This window comes from Natrinema sp. H-ect1 (genome assembly GCF_041821105.1).
Taxonomy (GTDB): domain Archaea; phylum Halobacteriota; class Halobacteria; order Halobacteriales; family Natrialbaceae; genus Natrinema; species Natrinema thermotolerans.
This window is the reverse complement of record NZ_JBGUBA010000020.1, coordinates 22,614-33,799: the sequence shown is the minus strand read 5'-3', so window position 1 is coordinate 33,799 and position 11,186 is coordinate 22,614. Positions and strand designations below refer to the sequence as shown.

General features: G+C 56.6%; 11 protein-coding genes and 3 pseudogenes. 13 read left to right on the top strand and 1 reads right to left on the bottom strand.

Going from position 1 to position 11,186, the window contains the following annotated elements; all coding sequences use genetic code 11:
• Window positions 1-727 precede the first annotated feature (727 nt).
• The gene (locus tag ACERIM_RS19315; protein WP_373633820.1) at window positions 728-1,621 is read left to right on the top strand and encodes a metallophosphoesterase; all 894 of its coding nucleotides are present in this window, start codon (window positions 728-730) and stop codon (window positions 1,619-1,621) included.
• A gap of 28 nt (window positions 1,622-1,649) precedes the next feature.
• Here ACERIM_RS19315 and ACERIM_RS19310 read toward each other — a convergent pair.
• Window positions 1,650-1,793, bottom strand: a pseudogene (locus ACERIM_RS19310) (RNA-guided endonuclease TnpB family protein); the annotation flags it as partial.
• Between the two features lie 555 nt (window positions 1,794-2,348).
• On the opposite strand from ACERIM_RS19310, the gene ACERIM_RS19305 reads away from it, so the two are divergent.
• From ACERIM_RS19305 to ACERIM_RS19250, 12 genes and pseudogenes are all read left to right on the top strand, one after another.
• Entirely contained in the window at window positions 2,349-3,536 is a 1,188-nt protein-coding gene (locus tag ACERIM_RS19305; protein WP_373633819.1) for an orc1/cdc6 family replication initiation protein, read from the top strand.
• A gap of 1,115 nt (window positions 3,537-4,651) precedes the next feature.
• Window positions 4,652-5,509, top strand: a complete 858-nt coding sequence (locus tag ACERIM_RS19300; RefSeq protein WP_373633818.1) for a DNA-binding protein — start codon at window positions 4,652-4,654, stop codon at window positions 5,507-5,509.
• Window positions 5,510-5,605: 96 nt separating this feature from the next.
• Window positions 5,606-5,929, top strand: a pseudogene (locus tag ACERIM_RS19295) (hypothetical protein); the annotation flags it as partial.
• A gap of 52 nt (window positions 5,930-5,981) precedes the next feature.
• Window positions 5,982-6,918: pseudogene (locus tag ACERIM_RS19290) on the top strand (ArdC-like ssDNA-binding domain-containing protein).
• A complete protein-coding gene (locus tag ACERIM_RS19285) occupies window positions 6,911-7,135 on the top strand; it encodes a HalOD1 output domain-containing protein (protein ID WP_006648273.1) in 225 nt (74 codons plus the stop codon). Before ACERIM_RS19290 ends, ACERIM_RS19285 begins: the two are co-directional and overlap by 8 nt.
• Before the next feature lie 598 nt (window positions 7,136-7,733).
• Window positions 7,734-8,198 (top strand): hypothetical protein, encoded by a 465-nt coding sequence (locus tag ACERIM_RS19280; RefSeq protein ID WP_084813281.1) that lies wholly within the window; start codon window positions 7,734-7,736, stop codon window positions 8,196-8,198.
• A 127-nt stretch (window positions 8,199-8,325) separates the two neighbouring features.
• Entirely contained in the window at window positions 8,326-8,631 is a 306-nt protein-coding gene (locus tag ACERIM_RS19275; protein WP_006648272.1) for a DUF6516 family protein, read from the top strand.
• 23 nt (window positions 8,632-8,654) lie between these two features.
• Complete coding sequence (locus ACERIM_RS19270) at window positions 8,655-9,059, top strand: transcriptional regulator (protein ID WP_049905453.1); 405 nt, start codon at window positions 8,655-8,657, stop codon at window positions 9,057-9,059.
• Window positions 9,060-9,767: 708 nt separating this feature from the next.
• The gene (locus tag ACERIM_RS19265) at window positions 9,768-10,058 is read left to right on the top strand and encodes a hypothetical protein (protein ID WP_006648270.1); all 291 of its coding nucleotides are present in this window, start codon (window positions 9,768-9,770) and stop codon (window positions 10,056-10,058) included.
• Window positions 10,058-10,393: a hypothetical protein gene (locus ACERIM_RS19260; RefSeq protein ID WP_373633817.1), complete on the top strand. Its 336-nt coding sequence runs from the start codon at window positions 10,058-10,060 to the stop codon at window positions 10,391-10,393. Before ACERIM_RS19265 ends, ACERIM_RS19260 begins: the two co-directional genes overlap by 1 nt.
• A 93-nt stretch (window positions 10,394-10,486) precedes the next feature.
• Window positions 10,487-10,846 carry a helix-turn-helix domain-containing protein gene (locus ACERIM_RS19255; RefSeq protein ID WP_006648268.1) on the top strand — a complete coding sequence of 120 codons (360 nt, stop codon included), beginning with the start codon at window positions 10,487-10,489 and terminating at the stop codon, window positions 10,844-10,846.
• Window positions 10,843-11,184 carry a hypothetical protein gene (locus ACERIM_RS19250; protein WP_006648267.1) on the top strand — a complete coding sequence of 114 codons (342 nt, stop codon included), beginning with the start codon at window positions 10,843-10,845 and terminating at the stop codon, window positions 11,182-11,184. Before ACERIM_RS19255 ends, ACERIM_RS19250 begins: the two co-directional genes overlap by 4 nt.
• The last annotated feature ends 2 nt before the right edge of the window (window positions 11,185-11,186 follow it).

Below are 11,186 nucleotides of genomic sequence, written 5' to 3'. Positions count from 1 at the left end.
TTCGTTGCACTCGGCCTGAAATCCCGTGGCGGGATTCCCGCGTCTTCAGGCGCGGGAGGAGGTCAATGAGCGACTCGCGGTCACGAAAGCCCAGATCGGGGCAAGGGACCTCCCCTAGAAGCCAACCGGGGCGAGGTCGGCGATCGGTACCGGGCCGTCGCGTACAACTGTCGGATCAGCGATTGGAACGATCCACGGTGCAGGCGCGACCGAACTGAATGTCCTCACATAATGTCCCGACGCGTTCTGCCGACTCATTCGCGAGGCGCTCGAACGCTACACCGATCCGGATCTTGAGGCCGTGAATCACAGTGAACACGTTCGCTAGAAATCTACTTGATTCACGCCCGGCGTAAACGCCGGGATTCTCTCGCTGCTTAAAGATAGCCGATCCATCCGTGACAACGACCTCATGCGAATGATCGACGAGAAGGTACAACGGCGGATCGAATCGCTCGACGAACTCGAGGAGAGAGACCACGAATCCTGTCCTGACTGCTCTCCTGAGCGGGTAGGCTGAACCGCCTCGAATCGGGCTGCTACTCGAGGTCGCCGAGCAACGGCGAGTCCTCGAGTCGCTGGGGCCTAGGTCACCGCCTTGGAGATGAGTCGCTCGAGCTTTCCAGTCTCAACTTCCGTATCGTACCCGCAACGGTCAGGAGGAACGGCTACGTGACGTGTACCGCGCCGCCACCAGCTATATCGTCCCCGACTGCCTGTCGACGATATGCGCGCTCTCGTTTATAACGACCTCCATCTCAAACCGGCCGGGAGCGGCTACGATGTCGACGCACTGGCAGTCCCCGAGGACGTCGACGCGGTCTGGATCGCGGGCGACCTCACGCATCGCGACGGTCGGGACGACGTGGCCCTCGCACGCCGGTTCGTCGAACGATTCCCCGCAGACATTCCGGTTCTGTACGTTCCGGGAAATCACGACCATGCGCCGATGCCCGAGCGCGTCGTCGACGATGTCGAGGGCGCGACCAGCGGCCACGACACGATCCGCGAGTACGAGTCGGTCACCATCGTCGGTTGGGGATGCCAGCGCCGGTCGCTCGAGCCCGCCCTCGATCAGGTCGCGTTCCCTGCGCTGGACCCGCGGACGGCGCCGTGCGGCGAGCGCCGGTACGCGGCAGACCGAACCGCTGACGCCATTGAGGACGCCCTATTCGACGTCGTCTATGGCGATGCGACCGCTCACGACGCTGCGGCCACGCTCGATATCGCCGACGAGAACGTGCCCGCGTTCTCTCGGAGCGTCGACACCGTCCTCGAGACCTACGAACACCTTGCGGGGCTGGTCGGTGATCGCTCGAACGTCGTGGTGGTCTCGCACCTCTCGCCGTTCAATACCTCCTTCGACCGCCATCACTCGACGGGGACGCGCGAGGAAGACCGGGAGGCGTTCCACACTGGTTCCATCGCCCTGAAACTGCTCACGCGAACTCACGACGTTTTCGCCACTTACAGCGGGCACTCCCACGACTTCGGGTACGACACCGGCGACGGCGGGACGGGCGCTTCGCACATGCTCAATCTCGGCTTTCGCGGCATCGGTCTCGTCGATATCGATCCCACGGCGGATGTCTTCTCGCTCGTCGATGCGAACGCTGACTGAGGTGACCCGACTGTGAACCGCCTCGGAGTCAAGCCCCGAGGCTTCCCGTTTCAACGATGCGACTTGCAGAAACCGACGATGACCTTGCTCCGTCGGTTTCCACAGCGGTCGCAGTCTCCACGGGCGTGACTTCGGCCTGTCCCAGACCTACCTCCTGAAGACCGCGAGAAAGTTCGAGAACATCAGGTGCCGAAGCTGCCTGCTTAACCAACATACCGGCCAGTTCCCACACCGTGTTGGTTAAACAGTGTATCGACTTGGTAGTCATTTTCCCCTTCGTAACTGGATGAACCATCTGGTAAGTAGGCCCAATCAGTGTATGTTAACAATTGTCCTTCCCCTCCGATAGGTATGTATTCTTAAGCCCGTCTCTCGAGTAGCAGGCCGATGATGAACGATGTGTCCCCGCACAACTGACTTTCCCGAAGGTTGCCCTGCAGTATCGGTCTCGTCCCTTACAAAAACCTATACGGGAGAAAACGGACGTATCACTGTTTGACTAAGGCTGTGTCGGACCCGTTACTGAGAGAACAGCGGACAAAGTGGTGTGGTGATCTGGGAGAGACCCCACTGTATCCGCTGTTCTTGGAGAAGTATGTGATCGGTTAGATGCAATCGTCAATAGCAGATAACAGCGGAACTAGTGGGGTTAATGGTATATAAGCAAACCCCAACAACGGAAACAGCGGAAGTAAAGGTTAAGTTCGTTTACTGAGACTTACTCCTGATGGCAGACTTTAGCTTCCAACCAACAGGAAGCATTTTCGAAGAGCGGGAAGCTCTTCTCGAGGAATGGACGCCGGATAAATTGGTCGGACGAGATAAAGAACTCCAGCAATATCACGCCGCATTGCAACCGGTCATCGAAGGGGAGACACCATCGAACATATTTCTCTACGGAAAGAGTGGTGTTGGTAAAACTGCAGCTACACGATTTCTCCTTACTCGTCTTGAGTACGATGCAGAACAGATTGCTGGATTAGATCTCCATAGGATCGAGATTAACTGCGATGGGCTCAACTCTAGCTATCAGACAGCAGTTGCACTTGTGAATGAGTTGCGTGATCCGAACAACCAAATTTCGAATACAGGGTATCCCCAATCCTCAGTCTACGAGTTCTTGTTCGATGAACTCGATAAGCTTGGTGGGACTGTTCTAATCGTCCTCGACGAGGTCGATCATATCCAGGATGACAGCCTCCTCTATAAACTTCCTCGGGCCCGTTCCAATGATGACATCTCCGATGTCCGCCTCGGTGTGATTGGCATCTCGAATGATCTGAGCTTTCGCAACCAACTCAGTTCGAAAGTCCGCTCGAGTTTGTGTGAGAAGGAGGTCTCGTTTAGTGCATACAATGCAACTGAACTCCAAGAGGTTCTTCGCCAGCGAGAGGAAGTAGCGTTTCAGAACGGTGTCCTCGACGACGGAGTGATTCAGATGTGTGCGGCATACGGAGCGAAAGACTCTGGCGATGCTCGACAAGCACTCGATCTTCTTTTAGAAAGTGGTGACATCGCTCGAGAGAAAAACGCCGATCTGGTCACTGAGGAGCACGTCCGCGAGGCTCGAGAGAGACTTCAAACAAACCAAGTCATAGAAGGGATCAGTAATTATTCTACACATGGACAGTTGGTTCTCTGGTCACTCACGATCCTCGCGAAGCAGGGCGAAACTCCTGCTCGCACTCGTGAGATTCGGGACCCATACGAGCAACTCTGTGAGCAGGAAGGAACTGATCCAGTGTCCGATCGCGCTGTTCGAGAGTATCTGGCAGAACTAAAGACGCTGGGAATCATCTCCTCAACTCAGGAGAACCGCGGCAAAGGCGGTGGGAAATACAAAAAGCACGAACTAGAGCAGTCGGTTGAAAGCGTTCGAGAGGGCCTCTCAGAATTGTTCGAAGCTCCTGTTTGACCCCACTACTTCCGCTGTTAGCAATTCTGGGTTCCACCCCACCACTTCCGCTGTTAGATGAGGTTGTCTTCTCCTCCCCCACCCCACTGCTTCCGCTGTTAGGTGAAATAGTTCGGTTGAATAGTACTGTGGTTAGATGGACTTCTTGATGGAATTGAGGTGTATGAGATGAGACTCAGTAAGCAGGCTGAATCTGCTGAGTATCAATGAGTGAACTTCAGGACTCCACTACTTCCGTTGTTAGAGAAACAAGTTCCGAATGATATAAGAAAATATGGTAAAAACTGTGTCCGTACTCTATTTCATCGAATGACAATCTACCCCCTTACATGGGGATAGAGCAGTCATTTCAAAGCTAACAGCGGAAGCAGTGGGGTGGGAGTGTCGTATATATTCTACTATCCACAACTGTTATGCTCTGTGGCTCCGCTCGACATAAATCTCCAGCTATGTCATTCGACTCGAGAAAACTGCTATAGTTATCCACACCAGGATTGAGTCGAAGTTCCGCCGTCCAAACGCAGTCGGATCTTAGTGGTCCTGAAGTCTTGATCCATCTGTTGTCTGTCAGGTCAGTGAAAGCCCCTAGCGGGCTCGAGTCCCGCGTCTCGCTGCGCACCTCTCAGGTTGCGGTGCTTGCGTCGACGGGGTTCCTCGAGTCCGCCAGCCCCTTTCAGTCCCACCCATGTGGAGAGATCAACTGGCCACCGTTAGGATTGGGGTCCAATCGTAGTGACCGACTCGCCCCGCTCGCCGCTGACGCCCTCCGCGTCGCTCGCGACCGACCATTCCGGGCTGCCTGCCTGCATAGCGGGCGGGCTGCCGGGCTAAAATGGATGTGCCCTCGACGCCAGCGGGTAAGCCCGTCGGTTGCGCCCCTCGCGGGCCGGACACGAGCGGGCTTACTCCGCTGGCTGCTCGCTCCGGGCGGGTCAGCGCGCGGTGCTGGTTGAGGCCACCTCAACGAGGCGCGCTCTCGCTCGCGCCCAGGAGGGCGCTCGCGAAGGCGCGAGCGAGAGCGCGCAGATGGATCTAGTCGTTCGTAGTCGTCAGAAAACCACGATGCTGAGACATCGCGGTGGCGGCGCGTGAGCGCCTTCAGGAGTTGAACTCCAATGTCTAGTAACAACTCGAGTAGCAAGGTCGTTACGGTCGATGAACAGGCATTCGAACAAGCGAGCGAGCAGACGGTCAATGAGGGCCGCTTCCCGGTCGTCGACGAGACACCGGAACTCGAGGCGGCAGTCGAGCAGGAGACACAGGCAAAGGTAGATGCGAATCACCCAGAGGGGATCGCAGACACCAGCGGAGATCGGATTCATGGCGCAACACTGGCCCAGGAAGAGCGCATTCAGGCTCGAGAGGACGAACTCGAGCGGATCAGTGACCAGGCCGAGTTCGGACAGCAGGACGGCCGAGCGTGGCGTACCCGGCAGAAGGTCGACGAAATGCGTTGCGACGAGCGGACGGGCACACGGGTCGATCCCCGAGCAAAACTCGAGCGGGAGACGCTGGCGGAGGTCAATCAATTCGCGCAGCGGTTGGCTGACGGCGTCGACAGTAGTTACACACGGGCCGTTATCGCGAAGCGCATCGCCAGTCGGGTCCTCGGGGGTGCGGAGTTGTTCGAGGCAGTCATGGAGACAAAAGAGGAGCTGTTGAACGAGGCTGGAACCATCGTCCCGATCGGGCGACTCGAGGAGATCAACCGTGGAGAGGTCAGCGTCGAAGGGCGCATCATCGAACTGTGGGAGCCCGCCTGTCCCAGTCAGCAGCAGGTCGGGCTGATCGAAGATGAAACTGGGCGAACGAAGTTTACTGTTTGGACGGCCAGCGAGCAGACGAAGGTCAGAGAAGGTGACCAAGTCCGGTTCAGGGCCGCGGCAAAAAACTGGTACAACGGTCGGTGTTCAATCGCGCTCACCCGGTGGTCGGAGGTCCGGTTCCCAGATCGATACCCGTGGTGGGAGTAGCCGGTCGTCGTCCCCCTTTTTTGCTGGTGTGTGTCGGTCACCGCCACCGCCCACCACCTCCACGGTCCGGGCTGCTTACGGCCAAAGGCCGTTTCGCTGCCGGGCTTTCGCCGACAGTGTGTAGCCAGCAGTACCAACAGAAGAGCGAACGACCGATCCCAGAGCTATCCTGGCGATACCATCCGTCAAAACGGACACGAACTCGTTGCGATCGACGAGTGGCTCCCCGGCAAAGCACCATCACCCTACGACATCGATCTCACAGATAGCGACGAGTATCGGACCCGGTACTGGCGCTGTCGAAAATGCGGCCACGAGCGCAACCATCGCGACGAGTTCACAACTCTCTGTGAGGAACCGCAGTCACAAGCCCTGCTCGAGTCCGGCGTTTTTTGTGAGACCCCTGAGGGGCGGAGGTCTCCTCGAGTTCAGTCGATTCGATCCGACCCGACTCGAGAAGCAGTGATAGAACATGGCTACGAGCAGCCGCTCCCGGGAAACGTTCGACGATTCGGACACCCGGCACGACGAGATGCACAGCACGATCGAGACGTGGATCCAGGACCTCGTCGACGAGGTCAATGACGCCGTCTCGAGCGAGCAGTTCAAAGCGTGGTTGGATGTCCAGAGTCAGTTCCACGACTACTCGCACCGAAACACGCTGTTGATCAAACTCCAGTGTCCGCAGGCAACGCGCGTTGCCGGCTATCGAACATGGCAAAACGAGTTCGACCGGCATGTGAAAGAAGGGGAGACAGCGGTCTGGATCTGGGCGCCCATCATCGCAAAGCAGTGTCCCGACTGCGGAAACTCGCCGTCGTATCACGAGCGCAGTGACTGTGAATACGACGACACACCGCCGGATAGCTGGGAGAAAGGACTCGTGGGCTTTCGACCAGCGCCCGTCTTCGATATCTCACAGACTGACGGCGAGCCACTGCCCGACTTCGAAACCGAAGCCAAGGGACAGGCTGACGAGTTGGTTCCCGCACTCCTCAAAGCAGCAGATCCCCTCGAAATGGACGTAGAGGTCGTGCCACCTCAGGACTGGTCGTATGGGAGTGCCAAGGGGAATCTGTGAGTACCGCCCTCAAGAGCAGCCACGCGTCGCCGTCCGTGATCGCGAGAACGACGCTGACCTCGCCGTCACGCTCGTTCACGAGTACGCGCATGCGCTGTTACACAGTGGCGTCGACGACGAGGCTGAGCGATCGAAACGTGAACTCGAGGCCGAAGCGGTCGGCTACATCGTTGGACGGCACTTCGAGTTGGATACCAGTGGATCAGCGTTCTACCTTGCCGCGTGGCACGGTGACGAACCGGAGACGATCCTCGACCGGCTTGAGCGGATCAGTTCGACCGCCCAGGAGATCATCGACATCGTCAGTGAAGAGGTCGACGATGAGTGATCGACCGCTTCTGCTCGAGATCATCACTGTACTCGAGGAACAGGGCCTCGATCAAGACGAGTACCAACTACAGCGGATGATCGACGCCGAAGCCCTCGAGCGGCTTGTAGACTCGACGGGCCCACAGACCGATACTGATCTCGAGATTCGATACTCGGTTGGTGAGTTCTGTGTGGTAGTGACACCATCTGATGAGGTCACGGTCAAGGTTTCGTAGAACGGGATGCCAAAACAAGGACGTCATAGATTATCTCATCTGTTGAGCTGGTAACCGCAATAAATGATAAGTACAGGATGTGTAGTGACCGTAGAGTATTCTACGATAAAATTTGTCAAGCGACGTAGCACTTCACTCCTCTTTTTGGTTCGGATTGGACCAATAATAGAGAACAGTCATTGTGAGACTGATTCCGGTTGCGAAAGCATAATCCGGGTCCCCGAGGGCCAAGGTAACTGCGAGCGCACCAAGAGCGGCTGAGACCCCAATAAGGATGGCATATTTACCGCGAGATAGTCCACACGCCCAACTGTCGAGGCGTCTATACACTTGTCGAATGTTGTTCATGTGTACTATTGTCATCGGGGCGAAAAATAATTTTTCATTTATTGGTACTTCCCAGAAGGTCATATATCTATACATTGTTAGTAATGGAAAGCCCATATTCAATTCGCACCCGTAGTGTGCAGTGGTTCCACGGGGATAAATAACTAAAGAATGGGATTTCGACAGATCTACGTATTCTAAAACGATCCCACCGGAGTGTTTTTTCGCCCCGAGATGGGTGCGGGGCGATCGAACTGCCCCGAGATAGCGAATGACCACTGAGCGACAGCACCCACGAGACCGTGGAATTGATCGGACACCAACTCACCGGCAACCCTCCAAGCAACCCTGGTCTGACCTCGAGTTACGTGTTCCGAACGACCGAAGTCGGGAATCACTCATTTCATTCGTCGAGTGTGTTCTCGTAGAACTCACACATGCAGACGTTGGTGCCGAGTATCGATCGTCGAACGTCTGGGGAATTAAACTGACGCAGTACATCGCTGCCGATACGGTTGGCGAGAGATTCGAGAAGCGCCATTATGACGAACGGCTCGGCTGGCACGAACAGACGATGTCTCGGCAGGACGTCCGTGAGGAACTGATCAACCGCCTCGAACGGCCCGTGTCACTGGCGACGAATCAGAGTCATCCCCATCCTGTTGAGGAACCAGATCCGTTCCAGGTGAAGCCAACGTGGCAACTGCGAACAGATCTGCGGGCCAGCGAGAGGTGAACTCGTTCTCAATGTCTCTGAATCAGGTTAGTCAAGCGGCTCATGCTCTTGTAAAGAAGCAAATCACATACCTATGTTATGAGGTCCATAGATTTATGCCTATGGAGGCCATCACATAAGATGACGGATGGCGTCCTACACCACCATTGAAGATTGGCAGGATGTCGAAGATGGGTACGTCATCGATGTGACCATCCGGCAGACGGAGGATAAGAAGTACCCGTGTGGATGGGACTACAGCCTCCACCACGGGGAAGTCGGCGGCGACACCATCCTTCGATACGACAACGCCCATGAACAGACGAAAGGCCATGAGCGTCACACCCGAAACGGTATTGAAATCATCGAATTCCCCGGGATGTTGACGCTCTACGATCGCTTTCAACGCGAAACCGAGGAGATGTCGCCTGTCTCATGGAACTGGTCGGAGTAGGACGTCTCCAGGAGGTATACACCATGCCCACGCTCAAAGTCACCGTCGGTGAACGTGATCGCCTCAACCAGCGCACGCGTAGCCGCATCAAGGCCGCCCAGGAGGGTGAAGACCTTGACGATGCCCAGCCGGTGTTGAACTTCGGATCGTATGCAGAACTCAGTCGTCTGCTCAGCCCAAAGAATCTAGAGCTGTTGGAAGCAATCTCCAAACACCAGCCCGAGAGCATCCGCGAAGCCGCTGATCTGGTGGAGCGAGACTACAAACAGGTCCATCGGAACCTTTCCGAACTCGAAGACATCGGCGTCATTGAGTTTGAAAATGGCGGGCCTGGTCAGGCAAAGAAACCGAAACTGGCCTACGACGGTCTTGAAATTGATATCCCGTTTGCAGGATCGAATGGGAGTGTCGATGCAGCAGCACCCTGAAAGATCCTGTTCTTGGGCATCCGGAAACGAATTCTTCGCACTCTGTTCTCGCTACACGTGGTTGACGAATCAGAGTCATTCCCATCCTGTTGAAGAACTAGATACGCTCAGGGTGAAGCCGACGTGGCAACTGCGAACAGGTCGACGGACTGGCGAAAATTGACATCCTCCCCGCGCTGAAGCGCGAGGATTCCTTCGTGGGACAGCACGCCGTTCGTGCGTCCCCGAAGGCACCCTGACCGAGACCGCTGGGGTCTCGGCTGTGGTTTGTGAGTAGTGCGTCGGGCCTCCGTGGGGAGGCGTGGTTTGCTTGGGTATCCGCTTACACCTCACAGGCCGTGCCATCGACCCGACTCAACCACCGTGGTTGAGTAGAACACTCGACGCAGGGTTGCTTTTTGGTAACGGAGACCCCAATCCAACTCCAATTTTCGCCTGATGTGCTTACCTCACGATATGCTGTCAGGCATAATAAAACTCGTAGTTGGCGTCTCTGTTGTCGGATTCATCCCCGCACTAAAGCACGGGGCTTTCTCCTTGCACTTCCGTAATCAACAGTCGTCAGTACTCCAGCTCGCTGTTGAATATCGATCACTGACTCCATACGCATCACGCAGTGTCTTCGACTTGACTGTGCTTCCAGCAGAGAGTTTATTGGCGCCATGAGGAACGAGGCGCGCTCAACAGTGAGCCGTCATGTGATTTCCAATGACCAATCCGAATTCGATTGACGACACTGCAGACGATTACAGCCGGTTCGAAGCCAGACTAGTTGCCCATGATCTGGATGCAACTCGCGTCGTGACAGCAGATCTCGGCGAGACAACCGCCCGACAGCTCGTGACTGAACTCATCGATAACGGTGTGGTGACGCCGGTTCCTGGCAAGCGGGTGTTCGTCCACGAGCCAAGTGGGACCGCCTTTGACTCGAGCACCCAGCTTGCTGTCTTCCATCAAGGCTGGACGGCGGCCCGCAACGCCGACAAGGAGGGAGAGTGATGCAGCAGACGCTCGCTGGCTGTGCCTTCTGCGACGCCCTGCCCGGCACCGAGGCCGGTGAGGCACATACCTGGGGAAAAGACGAGCGAGTCTCTCACCCCATCTGTGTCGACTGCGCTATCCAGGCGGAGCCGGACCCTGACGAGCGCGATCACTGCACCTGCGATGGCTGTGGGCTCGTCGTCGACACGCTTGCAGCCCTCACGCGATTCCGAGTCGAACTCGGCCATCTCGAGGGCTCGCTACAGCTGTGTGCGCGATGTAGTCCGAGTGGGCCAGCCACCTACTGGACGCGTGATCTCGAGGAGCACCTCATCACGACGCCGACAAAGTGAATAACAGAGTTTGACCTGCCTTCAGACGTGAGTGTGCTTCTCTAGTAACAAACACCCAAAATAGCTATACACCCACGCTACCAACAGTAATCTATGTCGAGCGGCACCATCGATATCGACGAGTTCGAGAACGCCGACGACGACGAATTCGAGGAACGAAACGACACCGAGCGGATCGTGCTATTCCTCGATGAGAACGACGACCGGGCGTGGAAGGCGGCGACGATCGCTGACCAACTCGAACTGGATACGGACGCCGTCAGTGCCATCCTCTCGCGACTGAAGGAACGAGGTCTTGTGCGGCACAAGCGCCCGTACTGGGCGATCACAGACAACGAAGACCGGCTTCGAGCCGCCTACCGGCTTCATCAGCACCACCAGACTGCAGACGAGCAGTACGGCGAGGAAAATCTCGAGGAGTTGAAAACTGACGAGATGGAGGAAGTGCAGTGACCGCGTTCGATGAACTGGAACGCGGCGACATCATCTGGGGGACCGATCCGCTCTCGGACAAAGGCCGTCCGATGCTTGTTCTAGGAACACCTCGGTTCCCGAACCACGGCGTACAGCTGATCACCGTCCTGATCTCCACGAAGACCTACCATGAGGAGTCGCTCACGCTCCGCGACGACGACTACGAAGGCGAGCCACTCGGGGAACGAAGTCACGTCCTTCCGTGGTCGCTCGCGACCCTCAACAGTGCGACAGAGGTGGAATTCCATATGACCGCTCTCGTTGACGAACGGACTGAGGACGTGGCCACACAGTTAATCAGCTACATTTCTTCTTGAGC

Coding starts and splice junctions, on each gene's coding strand:
- ACERIM_RS19315 (WP_373633820.1), top strand. CDS start 728: ATGCGCGCTCTCGTTTATAACGACCTCCATCTCAAACCGGCCGGGAGC.
- ACERIM_RS19305 (WP_373633819.1), top strand. CDS start 2,349: ATGGCAGACTTTAGCTTCCAACCAACAGGAAGCATTTTCGAAGAGCGG.
- ACERIM_RS19300 (WP_373633818.1), top strand. CDS start 4,652: ATGTCTAGTAACAACTCGAGTAGCAAGGTCGTTACGGTCGATGAACAG.
- ACERIM_RS19285 (WP_006648273.1), top strand. CDS start 6,911: ATGAGTGATCGACCGCTTCTGCTCGAGATCATCACTGTACTCGAGGAA.
- ACERIM_RS19280 (WP_084813281.1), top strand. CDS start 7,734: ATGACCACTGAGCGACAGCACCCACGAGACCGTGGAATTGATCGGACA.
- ACERIM_RS19275 (WP_006648272.1), top strand. CDS start 8,326: ATGGCGTCCTACACCACCATTGAAGATTGGCAGGATGTCGAAGATGGG.
- ACERIM_RS19270 (WP_049905453.1), top strand. CDS start 8,655: ATGCCCACGCTCAAAGTCACCGTCGGTGAACGTGATCGCCTCAACCAG.
- ACERIM_RS19265 (WP_006648270.1), top strand. CDS start 9,768: ATGACCAATCCGAATTCGATTGACGACACTGCAGACGATTACAGCCGG.
- ACERIM_RS19260 (WP_373633817.1), top strand. CDS start 10,058: ATGCAGCAGACGCTCGCTGGCTGTGCCTTCTGCGACGCCCTGCCCGGC.
- ACERIM_RS19255 (WP_006648268.1), top strand. CDS start 10,487: ATGTCGAGCGGCACCATCGATATCGACGAGTTCGAGAACGCCGACGAC.